General features: G+C 69.6%; 25 protein-coding genes. 7 read left to right on the top strand and 18 right to left on the bottom strand.

The annotated features are described in order from the left end of the window. Positions 1 to 51 precede the first annotated feature (51 nt). From WJM96_RS01900 to WJM96_RS01850, 11 genes are all read right to left on the bottom strand, one after another. Positions 52 to 888, bottom strand: coding sequence for a cytochrome c oxidase subunit 3 (locus WJM96_RS01900; protein ID WP_424810727.1), 837 nt, complete (start codon positions 886 to 888; stop codon positions 52 to 54). Positions 889 to 1,163: 275 nt separating this feature from the next. Beyond that, complete coding sequence (locus tag WJM96_RS01895; protein WP_424810726.1) at positions 1,164 to 1,784, bottom strand: cytochrome c oxidase assembly protein; 621 nt, start codon at positions 1,782 to 1,784, stop codon at positions 1,164 to 1,166. Beyond that, positions 1,781 to 1,909: a hypothetical protein gene (locus WJM96_RS01890; protein ID WP_424810725.1), complete on the bottom strand. Its 129-nt coding sequence runs from the start codon at positions 1,907 to 1,909 to the stop codon at positions 1,781 to 1,783. The genes WJM96_RS01895 and WJM96_RS01890 overlap by 4 nt, the downstream gene beginning before the upstream one ends. Continuing rightward, on the bottom strand, positions 1,906 to 2,868 hold the full coding sequence (locus WJM96_RS01885; RefSeq protein WP_424810724.1) for a heme o synthase: 963 nt from the start codon (positions 2,866 to 2,868) through the stop codon (positions 1,906 to 1,908). Before WJM96_RS01885 ends, WJM96_RS01890 begins: the two co-directional genes overlap by 4 nt. 45 nt (positions 2,869 to 2,913) lie before the next feature. Further along, positions 2,914 to 4,506, bottom strand: coding sequence for a cytochrome c oxidase subunit I (gene ctaD / locus WJM96_RS01880; protein WP_424810723.1), 1,593 nt, complete (start codon positions 4,504 to 4,506; stop codon positions 2,914 to 2,916). A gap of 85 nt (positions 4,507 to 4,591) precedes the next feature. Further along, positions 4,592 to 5,476, bottom strand: a complete 885-nt coding sequence (gene coxB, locus WJM96_RS01875; protein ID WP_424810722.1) for a cytochrome c oxidase subunit II — start codon at positions 5,474 to 5,476, stop codon at positions 4,592 to 4,594. Positions 5,477 to 5,665: 189 nt separating this feature from the next. Further along, positions 5,666 to 5,995, bottom strand: coding sequence for an ArsR/SmtB family transcription factor (locus WJM96_RS01870; protein WP_424810721.1), 330 nt, complete (start codon positions 5,993 to 5,995; stop codon positions 5,666 to 5,668). A 170-nt stretch (positions 5,996 to 6,165) separates the two neighbouring features. Next, positions 6,166 to 6,750: a class I SAM-dependent methyltransferase gene (locus WJM96_RS01865; RefSeq protein ID WP_424810720.1), complete on the bottom strand. Its 585-nt coding sequence runs from the start codon at positions 6,748 to 6,750 to the stop codon at positions 6,166 to 6,168. A 187-nt stretch (positions 6,751 to 6,937) separates the two neighbouring features. Continuing rightward, entirely contained in the window at positions 6,938 to 7,774 is an 837-nt protein-coding gene (locus tag WJM96_RS01860; RefSeq protein ID WP_424810719.1) for a DMT family transporter, read from the bottom strand. Between the two features lie 118 nt (positions 7,775 to 7,892). Beyond that, positions 7,893 to 8,384 carry a GcrA family cell cycle regulator gene (locus WJM96_RS01855; RefSeq protein ID WP_424810718.1) on the bottom strand — a complete coding sequence of 164 codons (492 nt, stop codon included), beginning with the start codon at positions 8,382 to 8,384 and terminating at the stop codon, positions 7,893 to 7,895. Between the two features lie 177 nt (positions 8,385 to 8,561). Then, complete coding sequence (locus tag WJM96_RS01850; RefSeq protein WP_424810717.1) at positions 8,562 to 9,791, bottom strand: energy transducer TonB; 1,230 nt, start codon at positions 9,789 to 9,791, stop codon at positions 8,562 to 8,564. Between the two features lie 108 nt (positions 9,792 to 9,899). Here WJM96_RS01850 and WJM96_RS01845 point away from each other — a divergent pair, with 108 nt between their 5' ends. Continuing rightward, entirely contained in the window at positions 9,900 to 10,991 is a 1,092-nt protein-coding gene (locus tag WJM96_RS01845) for a PQQ-dependent sugar dehydrogenase (RefSeq protein WP_424810716.1), read from the top strand. Between the two features lie 3 nt (positions 10,992 to 10,994). Here WJM96_RS01845 and WJM96_RS01840 read toward each other — a convergent pair whose 3' ends face one another. Both WJM96_RS01840 and WJM96_RS01835 read right to left on the bottom strand, forming a co-directional pair. Then, on the bottom strand, positions 10,995 to 11,558 hold the full coding sequence (locus WJM96_RS01840) for a flavin reductase family protein (RefSeq protein ID WP_424810715.1): 564 nt from the start codon (positions 11,556 to 11,558) through the stop codon (positions 10,995 to 10,997). Positions 11,559 to 11,593: 35 nt separating this feature from the next. Continuing rightward, on the bottom strand, positions 11,594 to 12,553 hold the full coding sequence (locus tag WJM96_RS01835; protein ID WP_424810714.1) for an aldo/keto reductase: 960 nt from the start codon (positions 12,551 to 12,553) through the stop codon (positions 11,594 to 11,596). Between the two features lie 131 nt (positions 12,554 to 12,684). Here WJM96_RS01835 and WJM96_RS01830 point away from each other — a divergent pair, with 131 nt between their 5' ends. From WJM96_RS01830 to WJM96_RS01810, 5 genes are read left to right on the top strand one after another with little or no spacing between them, the layout of a single operon-like run. After that, the gene (locus WJM96_RS01830) at positions 12,685 to 13,662 is read left to right on the top strand and encodes a Bug family tripartite tricarboxylate transporter substrate binding protein (RefSeq protein WP_424810713.1); all 978 of its coding nucleotides are present in this window, start codon (positions 12,685 to 12,687) and stop codon (positions 13,660 to 13,662) included. After that, on the top strand, positions 13,662 to 14,597 hold the full coding sequence (locus WJM96_RS01825; protein WP_424810712.1) for a D-2-hydroxyacid dehydrogenase family protein: 936 nt from the start codon (positions 13,662 to 13,664) through the stop codon (positions 14,595 to 14,597). The genes WJM96_RS01830 and WJM96_RS01825 overlap by 1 nt, the downstream gene beginning before the upstream one ends. Positions 14,598 to 14,634: 37 nt before the next feature. Continuing rightward, positions 14,635 to 15,864: an MFS transporter gene (locus WJM96_RS01820; RefSeq protein WP_424810711.1), complete on the top strand. Its 1,230-nt coding sequence runs from the start codon at positions 14,635 to 14,637 to the stop codon at positions 15,862 to 15,864. A 56-nt stretch (positions 15,865 to 15,920) separates the two neighbouring features. Next, complete coding sequence (locus tag WJM96_RS01815; protein WP_424810710.1) at positions 15,921 to 16,883, top strand: Bug family tripartite tricarboxylate transporter substrate binding protein; 963 nt, start codon at positions 15,921 to 15,923, stop codon at positions 16,881 to 16,883. A gap of 17 nt (positions 16,884 to 16,900) precedes the next feature. Continuing rightward, positions 16,901 to 17,782: a TauD/TfdA dioxygenase family protein gene (locus WJM96_RS01810; RefSeq protein ID WP_424810709.1), complete on the top strand. Its 882-nt coding sequence runs from the start codon at positions 16,901 to 16,903 to the stop codon at positions 17,780 to 17,782. Between the two features lie 9 nt (positions 17,783 to 17,791). On the opposite strand, the gene WJM96_RS01805 is transcribed toward WJM96_RS01810, so the two are convergent. Genes WJM96_RS01805 through WJM96_RS01790 form a run of 4 tightly spaced genes read right to left on the bottom strand, consistent with a single transcriptional unit; the run spans position 17,792 to position 20,882 of the window. Then, the gene (locus WJM96_RS01805; RefSeq protein WP_424810708.1) at positions 17,792 to 18,718 is read right to left on the bottom strand and encodes a phosphatidate cytidylyltransferase; all 927 of its coding nucleotides are present in this window, start codon (positions 18,716 to 18,718) and stop codon (positions 17,792 to 17,794) included. Beyond that, a complete protein-coding gene (locus WJM96_RS01800) occupies positions 18,715 to 19,317 on the bottom strand; it encodes a lysophospholipid acyltransferase family protein (protein WP_424810707.1) in 603 nt (200 codons plus the stop codon). Before WJM96_RS01800 ends, WJM96_RS01805 begins: the two co-directional genes overlap by 4 nt. Further along, positions 19,314 to 19,931: a CDP-alcohol phosphatidyltransferase family protein gene (locus tag WJM96_RS01795; protein WP_424810706.1), complete on the bottom strand. Its 618-nt coding sequence runs from the start codon at positions 19,929 to 19,931 to the stop codon at positions 19,314 to 19,316. The genes WJM96_RS01800 and WJM96_RS01795 overlap by 4 nt, the downstream gene beginning before the upstream one ends. Positions 19,932 to 19,934: 3 nt before the next feature. Then, positions 19,935 to 20,882 (bottom strand): tripartite tricarboxylate transporter substrate binding protein, encoded by a 948-nt coding sequence (locus WJM96_RS01790; protein ID WP_424810705.1) that lies wholly within the window; start codon positions 20,880 to 20,882, stop codon positions 19,935 to 19,937. 100 nt (positions 20,883 to 20,982) lie between these two features. Between WJM96_RS01790 and WJM96_RS01785 the strand changes: the two genes are divergently transcribed. Next, positions 20,983 to 21,822: an amidohydrolase family protein gene (locus WJM96_RS01785; RefSeq protein ID WP_424810704.1), complete on the top strand. Its 840-nt coding sequence runs from the start codon at positions 20,983 to 20,985 to the stop codon at positions 21,820 to 21,822. Here the strand turns inward: WJM96_RS01785 and WJM96_RS01780 are convergent. After that, positions 21,810 to 23,177 carry an ATP-binding protein gene (locus WJM96_RS01780; protein ID WP_424810703.1) on the bottom strand — a complete coding sequence of 456 codons (1,368 nt, stop codon included), beginning with the start codon at positions 23,175 to 23,177 and terminating at the stop codon, positions 21,810 to 21,812. The genes WJM96_RS01785 and WJM96_RS01780 overlap by 13 nt on opposite strands.

Here is a 23,177-nt window from a genome sequence, read left to right as displayed (position 1 = left end):
CGTCTCAGGGCGAAAAACGGCCCTAGATCGAGGCGGCAGAGCCGCCTTCATTTAGTGCGCGGCGATTTCGCCCGCGCCCCACCAGTAGATGGAGACGAAGAGGAAGAGCCACACCACGTCCACGAAGTGCCAGTACCAGGCCGCCGCCTCGAGGCCGAAGTGGCGCTCGGCCGTGAAGCCGCCGGCCATGGCGCGGAAGAGGCAGACCGCCAGGAAGATCGTCCCGACAATCACGTGGAAGCCGTGGAAGCCCGTGGCGAGGAAGAAGGTCGAGGGATAGACGCCGCCGCCATGGAAGGCGAAGGGGGCCTCGGCATACTCCCAGGCCTGCAGGCCGGTGAAGGACAGGCCGAGCAGGACGGTCAGCGCCAGGCCCTGCACCAGGCCCTTGCGGTTGCCTTCGAGCAGCGAGTGGTGCGCCCAGGTCACCGTGCAGCCGGAGAGCAGCAGGATCATGGTGTTGAGGAAGGGCAGGCTGAAGGGATCGAAGGTCTTGATCCCCTCCGGCGGCCAGATGGCATGCGTGGCGCCGGACACGTGCTCCGGGTAGAGGGCGAAGTGGAAGAAGGCCCAGAAGAACGCCACGAAGAACATCACTTCGGAGGCGATGAACAGCAGCATGCCGTAGCGCAGGCCGAGGCGGACCACCGAGGTGTGGTAGAAGGGATTCTGGCTCTCCTTCAGCACATCCCGCCACCAGCCGAACATGCAGCCGAGCACGCCGAGCAGGCCGAGGCCGAACACCCAGTGGATGTTGTCATGCGCGAACAGCACGATGCCGAAGAGCATGATGCCGGCCGAGAAGGCGGACAGCAGCGGCCAGGGCGAAGGGTCCACCAGATGGTAGGGGTGCTTGTAGGGGGCGTGCCCCTCGACAGTGCTGGCCATGCTCTATCCTGCGCAGTGTCAATCGGGGCGCCGCGGCACCCATGAAGTTGCCGGCACAATCCACGGAAACGCCCCGCGAATCAAGGTGCGGGACCGTGGATAAGAGCCGCCCCGGCACGTCGCTCACGAAGCGTGCCGAACGGCCACAGGGGGACAAGCGACTCTCGATTTTCTCGGGAAATTTTCCTATGATCCGCGCTGCCAAGGGGAGTCGCGCGCCCAGGCGCCGCGAGGCAGCGGTAAGATAGTAAGATGGTAAGATAGTAAGGCGGCGATCAGCGCTGGAGGCGCTGGTTCCCCACATGCGGCCCCGCATTGGCCAGGGCGCCCGTCCGCTCGGCGTCGTTCAGGCTGCGGAAGAAGGTGTAGCTGATGGTGACGGTGCGGATGTCGCGCGTCGCGGGGTCCTCGGCGATCTTCGGATCCACCCAGAAGGCCAGCGGCATGTCCACGGTTTGGCCGGGCGCCAGCACCTGCTCCTCGAAGCAGAAGCAGGCGGTCTTGTGGAAGTAGCGCGAGGCGACCTCGGGCGTGACATTGTAGGTCGAGACGCCGCCCACCGGGGTCGTCGCCAGGTTGCGGGCCACGTAGAAGGCCATGCCTTCCTCGCCCAGGCGCAGCGGCATGGAGGTCTGCTGCGGCTCGAAGGACCAGGGGAGGCCCGGCTGGGTATGGGCGTTGAAACGGACGGTGATGCTGCCCGCGGCGGCCGTCGCGCCCGGCGCGGCCTGGCCGATCATGGGCGTGCCGCCGAAGCCGGTCGCCTTGCAGAAGAGGTCGTAGAGCGGGACGGCGGCGAAGGAGACGCCGACCATCGTCGCGACCAGCCCGGCCGCGCCCCAGCCCATGCGGCGGTTGCGCCGCGCGACGACGGCAGGGTCCGGCCGCTGGATCATCCGCGCAGCAGCCGGGCGACGGAGATGAAGTAGAACAGCACCGAAAGGGCGGCGAGCGCGGCCAGGATGGCCCAGTTGCGCCCGCGCCGGCGGCGCTCGAACTCGACGCGTTCCTCGGGGGTCATGCCAGTACCAGCCTGTCGAGCGCCAGCGCCCCGAAAAGGAGGAAGAGGTAGTAGATGCTATACTTGAAGCAGCGCTTGGCCGGCAGGTCGCCGGTCAGCGAGACGCCGGTGGCGTCCTGCTCATCGCGCCAGACCAGCCAGGCATGGCGCAGGAAATTGGCGCCGAGCGCGGTCGCCAGCACACCATAGGCCGCGGTGTTGAAGCCCATCCACCAGGGGGCGAGCGTCAGCGGTACCAGCAGAATCGTGTAGATCACGACCTGGCGCCGCGTCTCCCGCGCGCCCGCGATCACCGGCAGCATGGGCACGCCCGCGCGCTTGTAGTCCTGGTGCGCCCAGAGCGAGAGCGCCCAGAAGTGCGGCGGCGTCCACATGAAGATCATGGCGAAAAGGACCAGCGGCAGCGCATCGATGCTGCCCGTCACCGCCACCCAGCCGATGAGCGGCGGGAAGGCGCCGGCGGCGCCGCCGATGACGATGTTCTGCGGCGTGCGGCGCTTCAGCCACATGGTGTAGATGAAGACGTAGAAGCCGATCGAGCCCGCGAGCACCCCGGCCGCCAGCCAGTTGGTCGCGAGGCCCATCAGCGCCACGGAGCCCACGGCCAGCAGCACGCCATAGGCCAGCGCCGACTCGGCGGCGATGCGGCCGGCGGGGATGGGGCGCTTTTCCGTGCGGCGCATCACCGCGTCGATGTCGCGGTCGTACCACATGTTGATGGCGCCGGCGGCCCCGGCTGCGATGGTGATGCAGAGGATGGCCGTCAGCGCCAGCACCGGGTGGATGTGCCCAGGCGCCACCAGCAGGCCGATCACGCCGGTGAAGACGACAAGGGTCAGGACGCGCGGCTTGAGCAGCGTGATCCAGTCCCGCACTTCGGAGGTGTCGAGCGGGGGGGTCATGGAAGCATCGAGGGGAGCTTGCGCTCCCCCCATACCGGATACCGTCGCGTCACTCATATCGGTTCCTTCTGGCGCCCGAGATAGGGGGGCGCCAGCCGCGGGTCAACGGATCCGCGGCAACTCGTCGAAGGTGTGGAAGGGCGGCGGGCTGCTGACCTGCCACTCCAGCGTCGTCGCGCCCTCGCCCCAGGGGTTGGCCGCGGCCGGCACCTTCCGGCGGAAGGTGTCGTACATGACGTAGAAGAAGAACAGGAAGGCGGCGACCGAGACATAGGCGCCGAGAGAGGCGACGATGTTCCAGCCCCAGAAGGCGTCCGGGTAATCCGGGTAGCGGCGGGGCATGCCCTGGTTGCCCAGGAAGTGCATGGGGAAGAAGGTCAGGTTCACGCCCACGAAGGTCATCCAGAAATGGATCTGGCCGAGGCGCTCGGAGTACTGATACCCGCTCATCTTGCCGAGCCAGTAGTAGATGCCGGCGTAGATGCCGAACACCGCGCCCAGGCTCAGCACGTAGTGGAAGTGCGCCACCACGTAGTAGGTGTTGTGCAGGATCTGCGTGATGCCGGCATTGGCCAGCACGACACCCGTCACGCCACCCACCGTGAAGAGGAAGATGAAGCCGACGGCCCAGAGCATGGGCACCTCGAGCTTGATCGAGCCGCCCCACATGGTCGCGATCCAGGAGAAGATCTTCACGCCCGTCGGCACGGCGATGACCATCGTCGCGGCCATGAAGTAGGCGCGCGTGTCGACGTCGATGCCCGACTGGTACATGTGGTGCGCCCACACGACGAAGCCGACCACGCCGATGGCAACCATGGCATAGGCCATACCGAGGTAGCCGAAGACCGGCTTCTTCGAGAAGGTCGAGATCACGTGGCTGATGATGCCGAAGGCCGGCAGGATCATGATGTACACTTCGGGGTGGCCGAAGAACCAGAACAGGTGCTGGAACAGCACCGGGTCACCGCCGCCGGCCGGGTCGAAGAAGGCCGTGCCGAAGTTACGGTCCGTGATCAGCATGGTGATCGCGCCGCCGAGGACAGGCACCGCCAGCAGCAGCAGGAAGGCCGTCACGAGCATCGACCAGACGAAGAGCGGCATCTTGTGCAGCGTCATGCCCGGGGCGCGCATGTTGAAGATGGTCGTGATGAAGTTGGCCGCGCCCAGGATCGACGACGCACCGGCGAGGTGCAGCGCGAAGAGCGCCATGTCCATCGACATGCCCGTCTGGTAGGTGTCGTCCGACAGCGGCGGATAAATCGTCCAGCCCGCGCCCGCGCCCTGCCCCACGAACATGGAGCCGCCGAGCAGCAGGAAGGCAGGGACCAGCAGCCAGAAGGAGATGTTGTTCAGGCGCGGGAAGGCCATGTCCGGCGCGCCGATCATGATCGGCACGAACCAGTTGCCGAAGCCGCCGATGAGCGCGGGCATGATCACGAAGAACACCATGATCAGGCCGTGGGCCGAAACATAGGCGTTCCACATCTGCCCGTCGGAGAAGATCTGCATGCCGGGCTGCTGCAGCTCAAGCCGCATCAGGAAGGAGAGGCCAATGCCGATGATCGCCGCGAAGAGCGAGAAGATGATGTAGAGAGTCCCGATGTCCTTGTGGTTCGTCGAGAAGAACCAGCGGGCCACGAAACCGGGCGTGTGGTGGTCGTCATGCCCATGCGCTTCGGCGGCATTTGCCATATCCGGGTCGCCTTTCCTGATCAGTCGCAGCTCGTCCGGACAACGGCCGGAGGGGTCATCATGTTTGTTGGGGCTTCCGGGCGCGTCACTGACGCGCCGCGGCGAGCCGAATGGTCTCGTCCTGCACGGCGGCGGCCTGGACCGGCGCCTCGGCGCCATTGGCCGCGAAGCGCTGGCGGGCGCTTGCCACCCAGGCGTCGAACTCGGCCTGCGGCACGGCGCGGACCACGATAGGCATGAACCAGTGGTTGGTCCCGCAGATCTGGTTGCACTGGCCGTAGAAGGTGCCGACATGGTCGGCCTTCATCCAGGTCTCGAGCGTGCGGCCCGGGATGGAGTAGCGCTGAATGCCCAGGCTGGGCACGAAGAAGCTGTGGATCACGTCAGCGCCATGCGTCATCACGCGCACGGTGCGGCCGACGGGGATCACCAGCGGCTCGTCCACGTCGAGGTTGCGGAGCTGGCCGGGGCGAAGCTCCGAATCGGCGACCGGACGGCTGTCGAAGTTGAAGTTGCCGTTATCCGGGAAGGCGTAGTTCCAGTACCACTGGCGGCCGGTCACGTTGATCGTGATATCGGCGTCGCGCGCGCGGTCCTGGTAGTAGATCAGCCGGAAGGAGGGGATCGCGATCACCAGCAGGATCAGCACCGGGATCACCGTCCAGGCGATTTCCAGCGGCGTGTTGTGGCTGTTCTGCGAAGGAACCGGGTTGGCCTTGTGGTTGTACTTGACCAGGCACCAGGTCAGCAGCAGCGCCACGAAGATCGTGATCACCACGATGATCCAGAAGACCAGCGTGTTGAAGTCGTGGATACGCTCCTTGATGGGGCCGGCCGCGGCCTGAAGGCCCATGCCCCAGGCATGCGGCGCGCCCACCATCGCTTCCTGGGCCATCGCCCCGCCCAGCTTCGCCAGCCCGGCCATGGCCAGCACCGCCAGCCCGAAAATCCGTCCGATACGCCCGATCACGCGTCGCACCCTGCCTTCACTCCATGGTGAGTCCCGAGGGTCCCACCCGGCAGCCCCATCGCCGCCATGTCTCAGCATATCGCGTCCTTTCTCCAGAGGGGAGAGAGGGTTCGCGCGGCCGGACCATAGGCGCAGCCCCTGTGGCCGACAAGTCTCGCTCGGCAAGGTGAAAGGCGAATTTCCGGGAATTCAGCCCGCTTCGATCAGCTCGCCCTCGCCGCCCTCGGCGACGTGGTCGACCATGTCCGTGAGCATGGAGCGGATATGCGGATCGCCCACCATATAGAAGACCTGCCGTCCCCGCCGGTCCGCCTGCAGCAGGCGTGCCGCGCGCAGCAGGCGCAAGTGATGGGAGACGAGGCTTGGCGAGATGTTCAGCCCTTCCGCCGTGGCGCCGACGGAGACGGGTTGGTCCAGGCAGGCCAGGATGATCTTCAGGCGCGTAGGATCGCTCATCAGGCGGAACATTTCCGCGAGCTCGACGACCTCGTCCTCTTCGATGCGTATGCCGATCGCCATCGGCGGAGCTTCCTCCCTGCCGCGGTCCAATACAAGCCTTGTCGTCACAAAGGCTTGATTCCACTGCAAGGATGAAGAATTGAACAGCTGTTCAGCAGTCGCACCGTCGAGCTGTCTCGGCCGCCGCCATAACATCTTGAATCGGCCGCACTAACAGGCCGCCGGGCGGTTCAGCCGCCGTTGCGGACCTCGACCAGCGTGAAAAGCGACAGGGGCGGGCAAGCCTCCATGCGCTCGATCTTGACCTGATTGCGGTCCAGCAGATCCGCCAGCATGAAGTCGGGATGCCAGCCCAGAATGCGCGCCAGGGGCGCGGTGGTGCGCTCGAGCCACCAGCGGAAGCCCGAGTCGGCCGCGAAATGGTTCACGAAGAGCAGATGCCCGCCGGGGCGCACGACACGCGACATCTCGGCAAAGAGCTTCTTCGCATCGGGCACCACCGAGGCAGTGAACATAGCGACAGCGATATCGAAGCTGGCATCCGCGAAGGCCGTGTTCTCGGCATCCATCTCCAGCAGGCCCTGGACAGCGCTCAGCCCTTCCTGGCGGACGCGTTCCTGCGCCTTGCACAGCATCTCGCGCGAGAGATCGATGCCCACGACCTCCAGATCCCGCCGGTAATGCGGCAGGGCGAGGCCAGTGCCGACGCCGACTTCCAGAATGCGGCTGCCGGCATTCTGCGAGATGCGGTTGACGGCAGCGACCGCGGCCCGGCGGCCGAAAGCGGAAACGCCCCCGAAAACAACGTCGTACACACCCGCCCAGCGCCGGTACGCGTCGCGGACCGAAGCCGCATCGAGCGCGGCGCGGGGATGGGCTCGGTCCCCCTCGGAAAGTCCGATGCTGGAAATGTGACTAGTCCCTTTCAGCGCGGGGGTCCGGGTTACTCCCGCCCCCCGGCGCTTGCAAGCGCGATTGAGGCATGGCGGTTGCCATTCCGTCTCACCTGCGTTGCGGTAACGCGGCGAGAAGCCCTCCGGCCGCGATGATCGCCGCGCCGATCAGGCTGATCCCGTCGGGCCAATCCTGGAAGACCAGGACTCCGGCGCAACTCGCCCAGATGAGCTGGGTATAGGAAAGCGGGGCCAGCAGGCTGGCAGGGGCGCGCGCATAGGCCAGCACCAACAGGCCATGCCCCAGCGCCCCTAATACGCCGAGGCCCATCAAGGCCAGCCAGTCCAGCGCGGTGGGCGACACGAAGACGAAGGGCTGCACGAAAGTCGCGGCGAGGCCGCCGGCGATATTGGTGTGGAAGATGGTCACGCGGCTGTCGTCCAGCGACGCCAGGCGCCGGGTAAGGATCTGATAGAGGCCGTTCATCGCCGCCATCACCAGGGGCAGCAGATAGGCCCAGTGCAGCGGCGCGCCCGTCAGAAAAGGCGGCCGAAGCGCGACCATCACACCGACGAAGCCGATCGCCACGCCCAGCCAGCGGCGAGGCGAGACCTCCTCCCGCAGGATGAGCGCGGCCAGGGCCAAGGTGATCAGCGGAGAGGCGAAGCCCACCGCCGTCGCATCGGCGAGCGGAATATGAGCCAGCGCGATCGTGAAGGCGATGTTGCAGCCGCAGAGAAGCAACGATCGCAGGGCCTGGAGCCCTGGCGCACGGGACCGCCAGGGCAGCCGGCCCATGGTCAGCCACATGAAGGTCACGACCATCAGGCTGGAGAAGACGAAACGTGCCCAAGTGAGCTGAAGGACCGGATAGCTCGCGGTCATGAGCTTCAGCGAGGTATCCATGCAGACGAAGATCATGAGCGCGAGGAGCTGGATCAGCACGCCCCTCAACATGCGCGCCACATGACGCGCATCACGTCACCCCCGCGATCTCAGCCCCGGGGGGCTCTTCTCTCCGCATCTCCCGTCCTTAGGCGACGGGAAGCGACGCGCCCAGCCCTCAGGCCGCGTCCTCGCGGCGGTCCTTCACGCGGACATAGGCCAGCGACGCGTGCTCCGGGCAGTACGGCTTGCCGGCGATGGCGGCCGAGCAGCAGAAGTGGAAGCCCTCGGTCCCCGGCTCCCCGATCGGCCAGCAGCAGGTCTTGTTGCTGACGCGCGGGAAGGCGCGGACGACCGGCGGCTTCTCCAGCACGGGCGCGGCAACGGCGACCGGCGCGGCGGCAAACGGCTTCGCGGGCTCTTCCCGGCGCGGAACGCTGGGGAGGGCGGCGCGCAGCGGCGGCAAGGTCGGCCGGCGGCCCGTGGCGACCGGGCGCGGCGTGGCCGGATCGCGGCGAATGGGGCTCGGCCGGGCCGGCAGCTGCAGCCGGTGCGCCTTGCCCACGACGGCATTCTTCGAGACGCCCATGCGGCGCCCGATCTCGGCGGTCGAATGGCCTTCCGCCCAGAGCCCGCGGAGGCGATCGATCGACTCGTTCGTCCAATCCATGATGAGATCCCCCTCTCTCCCGACACCACATCGTGTAGCTCAAAAGGGGCTTGACATACAAGTTGTGGATTGTCCCGATTCGCCAGAAACTTGTGGAAAAGCTCTGGCAGCGCGTCTGCGCTCCGTGGGCGAGGCGCTTGCTACGCCAATGAATCCCGGAAGCCAAGACCCGCCCGCTCAGCGGCGGATCAGCACATAGTTCACCGTCAGGTCGATGGTCACCACCGGTTCGGAGCCCGGCGGGAAGGCCGGTAGCCGCGCTCCGTTGAAGGGCCAGGTGGTTCCGTGGTTGAGCGAGGGCGAAGTCGATGGACCGACGAGCTGCACGTTCCGCACCGTGCCGTCCGCCGAGGCCGTCACCCGCACCCGGACCACGCCGTCCTCGCCGCGCATGATGGCGTCCGGCGAGTAACGGATATTCTGGTCCAGCCAGCGCCGGAAGGCGGCGCGCCAGTCCGCGCCCACCTGCGCGCCCGACACGCGGACCGAGGGATCCCGCGCCGCCTGGCCCTCGATGATCCGCGGATCCACCGAAAGATCCATGCCCCGCGCCTGCGGCCGCCCCGAGGGCGGTCGCGATGGCTGGCCGAGCTGCACCCCATTGGGCATCCACATGCCGGGCAGATTGGGCCGGGGCTGCGGGCTTGGCGCGGGCGAGGCCTGGCGGGGCGGCGTCGGGCGCGGCGGCTGCGGCACCGAAGGCGGCAAGGTCTCGGAAAGGCGATCCGGCAGGCGCAGCTCGGTCTGCGGGGCGAAGAGCTCCACCGTCCCAGCCATCTCGGGCATGGGGGCGGGCTCGTCCGGCGGCTGCGGGATAGGCGGCGCCGGTGGCGGTGGAATAGGCAGCGGCATGGCCTGCTGCAGCGGCGGCTGGGGCGTCGGGGCGGGAAGGGGCGGCTGCGGCACGGGCGGCATGGGCGTCGCCTGCCGGACCGGGGGCTGCGGAACGGGCGGCGGCGGGACGTTCTGCGGTACCGGGGGCTGCGGAACCGGCGGCGGGGGCGGCACGTCGGGGGTGGGCGGGGCCGGCACCTCGGCGCTGCCAGGTGGCGTGGGCGGCTGGGGCTCGGTCTCGGAGCCCTCGGCCGGTTCGGCCTCGGAGCGCTGGGGGGCGCCGCCCTCGAAGACCACATCGAAGCTCGGCGGCGGCAGCTGTTCGGACGGCTTGCGGGGGTCCGGCCAGAACCAGAGGGCCAGCGCCAGCAGGATGTGCAGGAGCAGCGAGACCGTAATGAAGATCGGAAAGCCCATCGACGGGGCGGTGGGCGCCTGGGCCCGCCAGCGTGGACGCGGCGGGGCCGGCCGCAGCGAGGGCGGCAGGGGCTCGCGCCGCGCATTCACGCGACGCCGCGCGCCGAAGCGCGGGCGGGGTTGCAGGCGTGGAGGTCTCTGGTTCGCGATCGTCACTCAGGCAGGCCGGCCATGCCATCGGCTTATCGCAATTTCGCCGCGCCGCGAAACGCTGGCAGGTGACGAAATGTTCCCATGTGACATGGCGTCCACGGAGCCGTCCCCATGCACTTCCCCCGTCGCCTCGCTCTCACCCTGCCCGCGTTGCTTCCCGCCGTCGCCCGCGCGCAGGATGCGGAGCAGCTTCCGGGCGGCCTGCGCCTGGCGACCTTCGCTTCCGGCCTGGAATACCCCTGGGGTGCCAACTTCCTGCCCGATGGGCGCCTGCTGGTGACGGAACGCCCGGGCCGCATGCGGCTGGTCACCCCGGACGGCCACGTCTCCGCCCCCCTGGCCGGCCTGCCGGAGGTGGAGGCAGTGGGCCAGGGCGGCTTGCTCGATGTCGTGGTCGCGCCGGATTTCACGCGCAGCTCGGAAATCTTCTTCGCCGCCGCCGTCAGCACCGGGGAGGGCGCGCTCACGCGTCTCTACCGCGCGCGGCTCGGTGGCTCGGGCCTGGCGGAGGTGCGGCCGGTCCTGGACGCCACGCCTGGCCAGTCGCGCGGGCGCAATCATTTCGGCGGACGCCTCGCCTTCAGCCCGGACGGCGCGCATCTCTTCCTGACGACCGGCGACCGCAACGAGAAACGCGACCGCGCGCAGCGGCTCGACGACCTGGCCGGCAAGGTCATCCGCCTGACCCGCAACGGCGAGGTACCGCGCGACAATCCCTTCTTCGGCCGGCCAGGCGCGCGCGGCGAGATCTTCAGCTTCGGCCATCGCAACCCGCAGGGCATCGCCTTCAATCCGGCCACGGGCAGCCTCTTCGAGGTGGAGTTCGGTCCCCTGGGCGGCGACGAGGTCAACCTGATCCGGCCAGGCCAGAACTACGGCTGGCCGGAAGTCACCTATGGCCGCGAGTATTCCGGCCGCCCTATCAACAACGGCCGCACCAGTGCGCCCGGCTTCGTAGAGCCGCAACGCCATTGGGAGCCGGCGATCAGCCCCTCGGGCATGTGCTTCTGGCGCGGCGCGCTCTGGCTCGCCTGCCTCAATCCGCCCGGGCTGCTGCGCATCGCGATGGAGGGCGACCGGCTGGGTGGCGAGGAACGGCTTTGGCAGCGCCGCGCCCGCTGCCGGCATGTGGTGCCGGCGCCCGATGGCTCACTGCTGGTGCTGACAGATGAGTCGCGCGGGCGGATCCTGCGGATCGCGTGAAGCTCAGTCGGCCAGCATCCCGGGCGTGAACAGGCGGCGTCGCTTCACGGCATCGCCGCCCAGCATGAACTCGCCGTCGCCGCGATAGTGGCAGGTCCTGGGGTTCTTCGGCGATGCGGCGACGTGCGCCTTCACCACCTCCCACACGAAGATGCCATGGCCGCGGATGAGCCTGGCGTCGTGGAGGCGGCACTCGAAATTCGCGTAGCACTCGCGGATCAGGGGCGCGGCCACCTTCTCGGCCGGGTCGGCGGTGAGGCCGAATTCCGCGAACTTGTCGATCTCGCCGCCCGTGCAATTGCCGATGCGGATCGCGGTGTCGAGCAGATGCGCCTCGGGCACGTTGATCACGCACTCCTTGGAACGGCGAACCATCTGGTAGCTGTGGTTGGCATCCCAGATGTAGGTCGCGACCAGCGCCGGCGTGAAGCCGAGCATCATGTGCCAGCCCAGCGTCATGATGTTCGTCTCGCCCTTCCAGGCCGAGCTGATAAGCACGATCGGCCCCGGCTCCAGATGGCGCCGGGTCTTGTTGGTCGGGAAGTCCCGCTTGGCGTAGCGCCTCATGGGCGGGCAACGCGGCGTGGCACGGGCGGTTTCCCTCAGCCCGCCGCTATCCGGGCCAGCGCCTCCGCCGGCAACGGACCCTTCTTCACCGCAGCCACCGCATGATCCAGCTCGGCGAGGCTCGATGTGCCGACCAGCGCCGTGCTGATCTCGGACGGCCCGATGGCGTAGCGCAGCGCGAGCTCCACCAGGTCCTTCGCGTAACCTGCCTCGATCAGCGGGCGCAGCCGCTGCGCTGCCGCCACGTCGGCCGCGTAGCTCGTGCCCGAGGCGATGGGCTCCACCTTCTGCGCGCCATAGGCATGCCGCGCCTCGGTTCCGCTCAGCGCCCCACCCGCCAGGATGCGGATGGCGATGACGCCGATGCCCTGGCGCGCCGCCTCGCGGATCACGCCGCCGAGGTCGGGCCGCGCCGCGCCCGCCTCCACGCCGCTCGGGTTCAGCAGGTTGTAGGGCATCTGCGCGGTGGCGAAGCCGCCCTCTTCCATCACCTCGCGCAGCGCCGGCGCGTCGCCGAGGCCGGTGATGCCATAGAAGCGGAACTTCCCCTGGGAGCGCAGCTTCTGCAGCACGGGCACTGCCTCGTTGAGGATCTGCTCCGGCGTGAAGGCGGGCTCCGTGCCCGAGGCCGTGATCGGATTGTGCAGCTGGAACAGGTCCACACTGTCGCGGCCGAGCCTCTGCAGGCTGCCCTCCAGCGAGCTCACGATCGTGCCCACAATGTCGCCGCGCTGGTCGGGATAGACGCGCACCTTGGTGCCCACTGTCACCCGCGCGCCCAGCTTGCGCAGGGCGCGGCCGAGATTCCGTTCGGAAGCGCCCTCGCCATAGGCATAGGCCGTGTCGAAATAGGTAATGCCATGGTCGATGGCCCGGCCGATGGCGCGCTCCTGCTCGGCCTCGGTGCCCTTCACCATGAGGCCGCCGATGGCGCCGCACCCGTAACTGAGCACGGAGACCGAGATCCCCGTGCGGCCCAATGGTCTTTGCTGCATGAACCGTCTCTCCCGTTGCGGCGGATGCTGGGGCATGGCGCCACGGGCGGCAAGCCGCCTTGTCCTGCAGCCTGAACGGGCGTCATCATAAGGACGCACCGGCCGCAGATGCCGGGCAGGGAGAACGTCCGATGATCTCACGCCGCCTGCTGCTGGGCAGCGCCGCGCCCGCCCTTGGCTGGGCCGGTGCCGCCCGGGCCGCCTATCCCGACAAGCCGATCCGCGTGATCGTGCCCTTCGCCGCGGGCGGCAACACCGACATCCTGGGCCGCATCCTGACGCAGCGCATGGCCGAGAAGCTCGGCCAGCCCATGGTGGTGGAGAACCGCACGGGCGCCGGCGGCAGCGTGGGCGCGGAAGCTGTCGCGCGGGCCGCGCCGGACGGCTACACGCTGCTCTTCGGCGCGGGCGGGCCGCTGACCGCCAACCCCGTGCTCATGGCGCGCATCCCCTACGACGTGGAGCGCGACTTCATGGCCGTGGGCATGGTCGGCATCCTGCCGATGGTCTGCCAGGTCAGCACCAGGGTCGCCGCGCGCGACATGACGGAGTTCGTCGCGCTGATGCGCGCGCGGCCCGGCGAGATCACCATCGCCACGCCGGGCCAGGGCAGTGCAGGGCACCTGGCGCTGGAGCTCGTTCTCGCCGCCGCGCAGGTGCGCGCGCAGCACGTCCCCTATCGCGGCGGCAGCGCCATGATCCCGGACCTCATCGCCGGCACGGTGGACGCGGCCTTCGTCGAGCTGCCCTCCGCGCTGCCGCTCCATCGCGACCGCCAGGCGCCCATCATCGCCATCGCGACGCCGGAGCCCTTCCCGCTGCTGCGCGGCGTGCAGACCTTCGACCAGGCCGGCTTTCCCGGCTTCACCGCCGGGAGCTATGGCGGGCTGCTCGCCCCCGCCAACACGCCGCCCGAGATCTTCGGCGCGCTGCGCACGGCCTTCGCCGCCACGATGGCCGAGCCCGCCGTGCTCTCCCGTGTCGCGGAGGTAGGCGCCATTCCGGGCAGCACGGTCCAACGCACGCCGGAGGGCTTCGCGGCCTTCCTGCGCGAGGAGCTCGCCAAGGCGCGCCGGGCGGCGGAGCTCGCGGGGCTGCGGCCGTCCTGATGCGCCTGGCGATCATCAACGACTATCACGGCCTCTCGCTGGAAGCGGCCGATTGGTCCCGCCTGCCCGTCGAGCTGACCGTGCATGGCCGCGTGGCGGAGGAGGAAGCGCCCACGCTCCTCGCGGGCTGCGAAATCGTCGTGACGGCGCGCGAAGAGACGCGCTTCGACGCGGCGCTGCTGGACAGGCTTCCCCGGTTGCGGCTGCTCGTCACCCATGGCGGCAGCAACGCAGCCCTCGACCTGGAGGCGCTGGCCTCGCGCGGCATCACGGTCTGCGGCACAGAGCTCGGGCATGATCTCGCGACGGTGGAGCTCGCCTGGGCGCTCATCCTCGGCCTCGCCAAGCACCTGCCTGCCGAGGACCGCGCGATCCGCGAGGGTGGGTGGGGCGCGGGGCTCGCGCGCGGGCTGACGGGCGCGCGGCTGGGCCTGCTCGGCCTCGGGCGGCTCGGTACCGGGATGGCGCAGGTCGGCCGGGCCTTTGGCATGGAAGTGCTGGCCTGGAGCGAGAACCTCACCGCCGCACGCTGCGCCGAGGCGGGCGCGAGGCTGGTGACCCGGGAGGAGCTCTTCGCCGAAAGCGACGTGGTCAGCATCCACACGCGCCTCAGTCCGCGCACGCGCGGAATCGTGGACCGTGCCGCACTGGCCGCGATGAAGCCCGATGCCCTGCTCATCAACACCTCGCGCGGGCCCATCGTGGAGGAGGCCGCGCTGGTGGAGGCGCTGGAGCGGCGCTCGATCGGCGGGGCGGGGCTCGACGTCTTCGACCGCGAGCCCTTGCCGCCGGACCACCCGCTGCGGCGCCTGCCCCATACGCTGCTCACCTCGCATATCGGCGGCAGGACGCGGGAGAACATCCTGGCCCGGTACCGCGACGCGCTGGAGGATGTGGAGGCCTGGCTCAAGGGCGCACCCACCCGGGTCCTGTAGGGTTTACGCCGACCGCCCGCCGCCTAGAGTGCTCTCAATGGGTGGAAACGCGATCACGAATCCCGCCGTTGCGGGCGGCGCCATCGGGCGCCTGTTGCGGACCCCCGACTACCGGCGCATCTGGATGCTCGGCGGCATTGCCAATGCCATGCGCTGGCTCGAGATGCTGGCCGCCTCGCTCTGGACCTTCGAGGCCACGGGCTCGACGCTTGCCGTCGCCGCCGTCTCCATGATGCGGGCATTGCCCATGCTGCTGCTCGGGGCCGTCGCGGGTGCCCTGGCGGAACGCATGGACCGGCGGCGGCTGCTGGTGGCACTGCAGGCCAGCTCGGCCCTCGGGGCGGGCGCGATCGCGCTGCTCGCGGCATCCAGCCTGCTCGAACCCTGGCATCTCATGGGCCAGGGCTTCCTCGCGGGCCTCGCCTGGGCGGGCGAGATGGCCACGCGCCGCCGCATGGCCGCCGATGCCGCGCCGGCCGAGGACCTGGTGCCCGCCATCGCGCTCGACACCATGACAGGCAGCACGACGCGCGCCATCGGCCCGCTGCTCGGCGGTGCGCTGTTCCAATGGCTGGGCCTGGCGCCCGCGGCCGGCATCGCCTGCGCCTTCCATCTGGTGGCGCTCGGCCTCGCGCTGCGCGTGACGCCGCCGGAACGACCGCCCGCGCCGTCCAGCGGCGGACCGCTCACGGGCATCGTGGAGGCAGCACGCGTGGCGCTCTCCACCCAGGCGTTGCGGCTCGTGCTGATCGTGACGCTGGTGATGAACATCTTCGCCTTCGCCTATGCCGCCGTGCTGCCGGCCTTCGGCGCGATGGCCTTCGCGGCCTCCGGCGCCGCCATCGGCCTGCTCGCGGCCGCCGAGCCTTTCGGGGCGCTGCTCGGGGGGCTGTGGATCGCGCTCGGCCGCCGCTCGCCGCCCGGGACGCTGCCGCTGGTGGCCGGCTCCACGCTCTTCCTGCTGCTGCTCTTCGGCGTGGCGTCGAGCCATTCCTATCCGTTGGCCTGGGGCCTGCTGGCGCTGGGGGGCCTTGGGACCGCGCGTTTCGCGGCGATGCAGACCTCGCTGGTGATGACCTCCGCGCCGGCGGAGATCCGCTCGCGCGTGCTGGGGCTCGTCACCACTTGCATCGGCACGAGCCCGATCGGCGTGCTCAGCATCGGCGCGCTCGCCGACGGTTTCGGTCCGCGCTTTGCCATTATGGTCATGGCCGGGCTCGGCCTCACGGTGATGGTGCTGGCACTCTGGCGGGAAAGGCGCGCTTGACATCGGCGCCCGGGAGTCGTGACGTTTCATGAAGATCTCCTTGGGAGGAGATGAGCATGAAGCGTCCGGCGTCTCTGGCCGTGCTGTTGTTCGTTGCGCTCCTGCCGCTCTCGGCGCGCGCGGAGTTTCCTGACCGGCCGCCGCGCATCGTGGTCGGGCAGGTGGCGGGCGGTTCCTCCGACATCATTTCCCGCATGGTGGCGGATGCGATCTCGCCCACGCTCGGCCAGCGCGTCGTGGTCGAGAACCGGCCCGGCGTGAACGGCGCGATCGGCGCGGAGTTCGTGGCCCGCAGCGCGCCCGACGGCTACACCGCCTACCAGTGTCCGATGAGCACGCTGTCCATCACGGCGCAGCTTCCGGGCGGGGCGCCCATGGATGTCGGCGCGGAGCTGCTGCCCATCTCCAACGTCACGCTCTCCTCCTACGGGCTCGTGGTTCCGGCCAGCAGCAGCTACCGCAACGTCGGCGACATCCTCGCGGCCGCCCGCGCGCGACCAGGCGCGGTCACTTTCGGCAGCCCGGGGCCGGGCTCCGCCCAGCACCTCTCGGGCGAGCTCATGGCCCGCATGGGCCAGGTCAGCATGCAACACGTGCCCTATCGCGGCGCGGCACCCGCCGTGGTGGATCTGATCGCCGGCCGGATCGATTTCATGATGACCAACCTCGGCGACATCACGCGGCAGGTGCAGTCGGGCGATGTGCGCCTGCTGGCGCAGGGCGATCCCTCACGCTTCCCGATCTTTCCGGACCTGCCGCGCATCGCCGACACGCTGCCGGGCTTCGAGGTAACGGGCTGGTTCGGCTTCTGCCTGCCGAAAGGCACGCCCGCCGCGGTGATCGCGCGCTGGGACGATGCCATCCGCGCCGCAATGCAGAACGAGGCGTTCCGGCAGCGCCTGACCGAGGCCGGCTTCTCGCCCATCTATGAGGGGCCGGAGGCTTTCGCCACGCGCCTCGCCGCCGATCGCGCCAAATGGCTGGACGTGATCCGCGCCGCGAATCTGCGCGCCCAATGACCGCAAGGAGGATGGAGATGTTCACCTTTACGCCGCTCACCCCAGTCTTCGGCGCCCGCGTCGAGGGAGCCGATCTCCGCTGCCCGCTCACGCCCGAGCAGGCGCGAGAGATCGAAGACGCGATGGATCGCTACGCCGTGCTCGTCTTCCCGGGGCAGGACATCGACGACGACCAGCAGGCGGCCTTCGGCGAGAATTTCGGCCCCATCGAGGGCACGCGCGCGACCGTGGACGTGCACAAGCAGCGCCTCGCCAACACCTCCATCAACGACATCTCCAACCTGGACGAGAAGGGCAACATCCTCGCGGCCGATGACCGGCGCCGCTTCTTCTCGCTCGGCAACCGGCTCTGGCATTCGGATTCGAGTTTCAAGGCCACGCCCGCGAAATACTCCATGCTGCACGCCCGCAGCATCCCGCCCGAGGGGGGTGAGACCGAGTTCGCCGACATGCGCGCCGCCTGGGATGCCCTGCCCGACAAGACCAAGGCGGAGATCCGCGACATGGTCTGCGACCATTCGCTGCTCTTCTCCCGCGCACAGCTCGGCTTCGACGACTACACGGGCGACGAGCGCAAGCAGTGGGAGCCGGTGCCCCAGCGCCTGGTGCGGCGCCATGCCGGATCGGGCCGCATCGCCGTCTTCCTCTCGGCGCATATCGGCCGCATCCACGGCATGCCGAAGCCCGAAGCGCTGATGCTCATCCGCGACCTCACGGAGTTCGCCACGCAGCCGCGCTTCACCTACCTGCACCATTGGGCGGTGGGCGACCTCGTGCTCTGGGACAACCGCTGCACCATGCATCGCGGCCGCCCCTATGACGACAAGACCTACAAGCGCGACATGCGGCGCGTCACGCTTTCCGACGTGGCGCCGACGCTGGAGCAGGCCGCCGCCTGAAGCGCCGCTTCAGGTCCAGAAGTAGCGGACGATGTGGAAGAAGAGCGGCGCTGCGAAGGTCAGCGAATCGATGCGATCGAGCACGCCGCCGTGGCCTTCGATCACATAGCCCCAATCCTTGGCGCCCAGGTCGCGCTTGATCGCGGAGAGCACGAAGCCCCCGAAGAATCCGGCCACCACGATCACGGCGGAGACCAGCCCGGCCTGCCAGAGGTTGAAGGGCGTGATGCCATGCAGGAGCATGCCCACCGCGATGGCGCTGAGCCAGCCGCCGACCAGCCCCTCCAGCGTCTTGGATGGGCTGATGCCCGGCGCGAAGCGGCGCTTGCCGATGAGCTTACCCCAGACATACTGGAATACGTCCGATAGCTGCACGACGACGATGAGGTAGATCAGCAGCATCGCGCCATCGACCTCGGGCGAGAGCAGCAGCAATGCCGGCGCGTAGCTCACGCAATAGACGGTGAGCATCAGCCCCCACTGGACCTTCGCGCTCCGCGCCAGGAAATCCTTCGCGTCGCCCGCCAGCGTCGCGATCGCGGGCAGGATCAGGAAGGCGTAGACGGGGATGAAGATGCTCCCGAGCCCGTACCAGTGATCCAGCAGCAGTGCGTATTGCGCCGGCAGCACCACGAAGAACGACGCGAAGAGCGCGCGATGGTCGCCGCGATGCGAGGGCGTCAGCGTCCAGAACTCGCGCAACGCCATGAAGGAGAGCCAGCCGAAGAGCAGGATGGTCGCGACTTCGCCCAGCCAGATGGCCCCGCCGATCACGAAGACCATCACCCACCAGGATCGCGTGCGGGCGTTGAGGTTGCGGATGGTGGCGATCTGGGCAGGGTCGGTCGCGCGCCGGGCCAGCACGAAGCCCACGGCCGAGGCCACCACGAGAATGCCGAGGATGGCCCCCAGCACATGCAGCAGCGGCCCGTTCATGCGAGGTCCAGCACGGCTTGCCGCGCGCGCTCCAGGAAGGCCGAGCGCTCCTCGCCAGGTTCGGGGCGGACGGGCGCGCCGAAGCGCGCCGTACAGGTGACAGGGACCGGCAGCATGCTGCCCTTGGGCAGGATGCGCTGGAGGTTGTCGAGATAGACCGGGATCATCTCGGCCTCCGGGAAGCGCGTGGCGAGGCGATGCAGGCCGGCACGGAAGGGCCCGACTTCCTCGCCCGTGCCGCGCGTGCCCTCAGGGAAGATGATGATGGAATGCCCCTGCTCCAGCACCGTGGCGGCGGGGCCGAGAGGATCCTCGCCACGCACCGGCTTGCGGTCGATCAGCACGGCGCGCAGGCCGCGCTCCGCGATCCAGCGCAGCACCGCATTGCGGTTCCAGTAGTCGCGCGCGGCGACGGGATGCGTCAGGCGACGCAGTTCGTAGGGCAGGGCCGCGATGATGGCGACCGTGTCGAAATGGCTGTTGTGGTTGGCGAAGTAGATGCGCTGCCTGGGATCCGGCGCGCAGCCGCGCCAGTCGGCCCGCGCGCCGACCATCAGCCGGACCACCAGCACCAGGAAGCGACGGATCAGCGCGCTCACGCCGCTTCCTTCAATCCGCGCGCGATACCCTGGCTGCGCGTGACGCAGGTAGCGAGGCTGCCGAGCACGATCGCCCAGCCGCAGATCAGCAGCGACCATCGCGTGCCGAAGAGCGGCACCTCGATCGCGGCCAGCACCAGGGCCAGCGTCAGCGCCGCCATGCGCCGCTGCTTGGCCATCACGCCCGAGAAATCCTGCGCCAACCCGACCGAGCCGCCGAAGACGCGGACATAGGCCGTGAGGGCCGCCAGCAGCGCCGCCGCCCAGCCCAGCCACTCCACCCCCGCCGCATAGCCCAGCGGCACGAGGAAGAACGTGTCCGCCACGCGGTCTGGGAACTCGTTATACATCGCGCCGGTCGGCGTTTTCATGCCGCCCTCGATCGCAACCATGCCGTCCAGCAGGTTGCAGACCAGTCGCGCCTGCACGCAGAGCGCCGCCAGCACCCAGCCCAGCGGATGCGCCCAGAGCATCAGCATGCCGCCGAGCGCGGCGAAGCCGACGGACGCGACCGAGATGCTGTTCGGCGTCACGCCCGCGCGCGCCAGTCGCGAGCTGAGCGCGATGGCCCAGCCCGAGGACCGGCTGGCGATGGGACGGCGTGCAGAATCCATGCGTTACCGTCGCACCGCGCGGCGCAGCGCGTCGAGAACATTGTCCATCGCCGCCTGGAAGCCTGGCCCGTCGAGGTAGCCGTCCATCGCCCCCGTGCGCTCCAGGAAGGTGTTCCACGCCTGACCCTGCATGCCGCGGCGGAAGCGGTCATGCAGCGAGGCATAGATCGGGTCGGGCAGGCCGGCCGGCGCGATCAGGCCCTTCATGTTCTCCACCACGACGTCCCAGCCATTCTCGCGCAGCGTCGGCACGGAGCGAAACCCGGCGAGCCGCTGCTCGGACGCGACGGCGAGCGGCACGACCTCGCCGGCGTTGGAGAGGCCCGCCATCTCCTCAGGTGCCAGGACGGCCAGCTCCACCGTGCCGGACATCAGCGCGGCCAGCGACGGCGCGCCGCCCGTGAAGGGGACATGCAGGAACTCGACGCCCGCCGCCTGCTGCAGCAGCACGAAAACGGCGTGATAGATCGAGCCGTTACCGGACGACGCATGCGGCACCACGCCCGGCTGCGCCTTCGCCGCCTCCACCGCCTGACGGATGTCGGTGAAGCGCCCGCCGCGCTTGGCCACGATCAGCAGCGGCTGCCGTGTAAGGCGGATGATCGAGCGGAAGCTCCGTTTCGGATCGTAGGGCAGGTCGCGGAAGGCAGGGAGCGAGATGCTCTCGCTGCCGCCGCCCACCAGCAGGTTCAGCCCATCCGGCGTCATGCCGGCCACCTGCTGCGCCGCGATGGCACCGCCCGCGCCCGGGCGGTTCACGACGACGAGCGGCGTGGGGAAGAAGGGCGTCGCCGCCTCGCCCGCCGCGCGGGCCGCGAGATCCGCCCCGCCGCCCGGGGCAAAGCCCACGATAAGCTGGATGGGGCGCGAGGGCTCCCACCGCGCCTGTGCTCTCGCCGTGCCAGCCGCCAGCGCACCCGCGCCCGCCAGCCACGCCCTTCTCTGGATCATTCGTTCGCTCCCGGAATTTCCTTGTGCACAAACATAGTCGTGGCGCGCGCCGATGGACAAACGTCACCCTCCGCGCTTGGCTCGGCATCGAGGAGACACCATGACCACGACGCCGCGCCTGCCCGTTCCGCCGGGCGCCACCGACTGCCACATGCATATCTACGGCCCCGCCGAGCGCTATCCGGTCGCACCCAGCAACCCCTCGCCGGTGCCCTTCGCCTACGACCTCGCGGCCTATCGAGCGGTGCGTGACAAGCTCGGGATCTCGCGCACCGTCGTCGTGCAGCCGACCTCCTACGGCGACGACAATGCCTGCACCATGGATGCCGTGGCGGCGCTCGGCCCGGATGCCGCGCGGGCCGTCGTGACGGTCACGCTCGACACCCCGGAGGCGGAGCTCACGCGGCTCCATGCGCTCGGGGCGCGCGGGGCGCGGACCTTCATGCTCAAGGGCGGGCTGACGCCGTGGGAGAAGCTGCACGCGCTGGCCGCGCGCGTGGCGCCGCTCGGCTGGCATGTGCAGCTGCAGTTCGACGGCGGCGAGATGGCCGAGCGCGAGGCGCTGATCCGCTCGCTCCCCTGCCCGGCCGTGATCGACCATGTCGGCCGCTATCACGATCCCGTCCCGCCCGAGGCGCCCCAGGTGCGCGCGCTGCTGCGCCTGCTGGAGGGCGGGCGCGTGTGGATGAAGGCGTCCTCGCCCTACGGCGTCTCGCGCAGCGGGCCGCCGGACTATGCCGACGTCACGGCCGTCGCGCGCGCCGCCATCCATGTGGCGCCGGAGCGCGTGGTCTGGGGCTCGAACTGGCCGCATCCCAATGTGCACGAGAACAAGCCGGACGAGGGGCCGCTGCTCGATATCCTGGGCGCCTGGGCGCCGGACGAAGCGACGCGCCGCGCGATCCTCGTGGAGAACCCGGCGCGGCTCTACGATTTCTGAGCGGGGCCCGGCAGCCAGACTCGGAAGGTGGCACCCGATCCGGGCTCGCTCTCGATGTTCAGCTGGCCCCGGTGCCGCGCCACGATGTGCTTCACGATGGCCAGGCCGAGCCCGGTATTCCCCGCTCCGCGCCCGCGGGCCTTGTCCACGCGGTAGAATCGCTCGGTGAGGCGCGGGATGTGCTCGCGCGCGATGCCGGGCCCGTCGTCCCGGACGGCGAAGGCCACGCCATCGCGGCCGCCCTGCCGCGCCGCCATGGCATCCAAGCGGACCTCCGCGTTCGCATGGCGCAGGGCGTTGTCGAGGAGGTTCCGCGCCACCTGGGCCAGCTGGTCCGCATCGGCGGGCGCGGCCGTGAGCGCCGCCTCGGGTATACCCAGCGTCAGGCGTACCTTCCGCGCGGCGAGAAGAGGCTCCATCGCCGCCGCCTCGGCACGGAGCACGGCGGCAAGGTCCACGCTTCCCTCGGGCGGTTGATGCTCCGACATCTCGACGCGGGAGAGGCCCAGGAGATCGTCGATCAAGCGCCGCATGCGCTCCGACTGCTCGGCCATGATGCCGAGGAAGCGCTGCTGGGCCTCCGGATCGTCGCGCGCGGTGCCGCGCAGGGTCTCGATGAAGCCCATGAGGCTCGCGAGCGGCGTCCGCAGCTCGTGGCTGGCATTGGTTACGAAGTCCACGCGCATGCGGTCCAGCGCGCGGGCCGCCGTGCGGTCGGTCAGCACGACCAGCAGCTTGCCGCCATCGGCCAGGGGCGGGTCGAGCGCGAGGACCTGCGCCGTCAGCTCGCGGGCGACGGTGCCGGGCAGCGAGATCTCGACGGTCTGGGGCGCGCCGCTGGCCAAAGCCTGGTCCAGCGCCGCCGCCATGAGGGGGTGCCGCTTGAAGGCGCCGAGATCGCCACGCCCGGATCCGTCCTGCAGACCGAACAGGGAGCGCGCCGCGCGATTGGCGCGGAGCATGGTCGTGTCCGCCGCCAGCAGCAGCAGCGGCGCCGGCAGCGCCTCCACCACCACCTCGTCGGAGGCGCGTAACCGCGTGACCAGTGCCGCGCGGGCGCGGAGCGAACGCGTCAGCCGCTCGAGCCCTTCCTCGATCTCGCCGATCGCCGGCAAGTGCGGGATGGGCATGGGCGCGCTGAAGGGCCCTTCTTCCTCGGCCGCGCGCCGCAGCGCCGCGCCGAGGCGCGAGACCGCGGCCACCCAGAACCAGGCGAGCCAGGCCGCGAAGCCTATGCAAATCGCCAGCGCCAGGAGGCCCGGCCCCGGCGCCAGCTCCCCCAACGCCATCAGGCTCAGCAGCACCACGGCCGGCGCACCGGCCATCAGCGCCGAACTGGCGAGAAGGGGCGGCAC

The organism is Roseococcus sp. YIM B11640, from assembly GCF_049727625.1.
Lineage (GTDB): Bacteria > Pseudomonadota > Alphaproteobacteria > Acetobacterales > Acetobacteraceae > Roseococcus.
This window is presented reverse-complemented; position numbering and strand designations above follow the sequence as displayed.

Excerpts from the sequence above, each read along its gene's own strand:
- WJM96_RS01900 (WP_424810727.1), bottom strand. The coding sequence starts at position 888 with ATGGCCAGCACTGTCGAGGGGCACGCCCCCTACAAGCACCCCTACCAT.
- WJM96_RS01895 (WP_424810726.1), bottom strand. The coding sequence starts at position 1,784 with ATGATCCAGCGGCCGGACCCTGCCGTCGTCGCGCGGCGCAACCGCCGC.
- WJM96_RS01890 (WP_424810725.1), bottom strand. The coding sequence starts at position 1,909 with ATGACCCCCGAGGAACGCGTCGAGTTCGAGCGCCGCCGGCGCGGGCGC.
- WJM96_RS01885 (WP_424810724.1), bottom strand. The coding sequence starts at position 2,868 with ATGAGTGACGCGACGGTATCCGGTATGGGGGGAGCGCAAGCTCCCCTC.
- ctaD (WP_424810723.1), bottom strand. The coding sequence starts at position 4,506 with ATGGCAAATGCCGCCGAAGCGCATGGGCATGACGACCACCACACGCCC.
- WJM96_RS01870 (WP_424810721.1), bottom strand. The coding sequence starts at position 5,995 with ATGGCGATCGGCATACGCATCGAAGAGGACGAGGTCGTCGAGCTCGCG.
- WJM96_RS01855 (WP_424810718.1), bottom strand. The coding sequence starts at position 8,384 with ATGGATTGGACGAACGAGTCGATCGATCGCCTCCGCGGGCTCTGGGCG.
- WJM96_RS01845 (WP_424810716.1), top strand. The coding sequence starts at position 9,900 with ATGCACTTCCCCCGTCGCCTCGCTCTCACCCTGCCCGCGTTGCTTCCC.
- WJM96_RS01840 (WP_424810715.1), bottom strand. The coding sequence starts at position 11,558 with ATGAGGCGCTACGCCAAGCGGGACTTCCCGACCAACAAGACCCGGCGC.
- WJM96_RS01835 (WP_424810714.1), bottom strand. The coding sequence starts at position 12,553 with ATGCAGCAAAGACCATTGGGCCGCACGGGGATCTCGGTCTCCGTGCTC.
- WJM96_RS01830 (WP_424810713.1), top strand. The coding sequence starts at position 12,685 with ATGATCTCACGCCGCCTGCTGCTGGGCAGCGCCGCGCCCGCCCTTGGC.
- WJM96_RS01825 (WP_424810712.1), top strand. The coding sequence starts at position 13,662 with ATGCGCCTGGCGATCATCAACGACTATCACGGCCTCTCGCTGGAAGCG.
- WJM96_RS01820 (WP_424810711.1), top strand. The coding sequence starts at position 14,635 with ATGGGTGGAAACGCGATCACGAATCCCGCCGTTGCGGGCGGCGCCATC.
- WJM96_RS01815 (WP_424810710.1), top strand. The coding sequence starts at position 15,921 with ATGAAGCGTCCGGCGTCTCTGGCCGTGCTGTTGTTCGTTGCGCTCCTG.
- WJM96_RS01810 (WP_424810709.1), top strand. The coding sequence starts at position 16,901 with ATGTTCACCTTTACGCCGCTCACCCCAGTCTTCGGCGCCCGCGTCGAG.
- WJM96_RS01805 (WP_424810708.1), bottom strand. The coding sequence starts at position 18,718 with ATGAACGGGCCGCTGCTGCATGTGCTGGGGGCCATCCTCGGCATTCTC.
- WJM96_RS01795 (WP_424810706.1), bottom strand. The coding sequence starts at position 19,931 with ATGGATTCTGCACGCCGTCCCATCGCCAGCCGGTCCTCGGGCTGGGCC.
- WJM96_RS01790 (WP_424810705.1), bottom strand. The coding sequence starts at position 20,882 with ATGATCCAGAGAAGGGCGTGGCTGGCGGGCGCGGGTGCGCTGGCGGCT.
- WJM96_RS01785 (WP_424810704.1), top strand. The coding sequence starts at position 20,983 with ATGACCACGACGCCGCGCCTGCCCGTTCCGCCGGGCGCCACCGACTGC.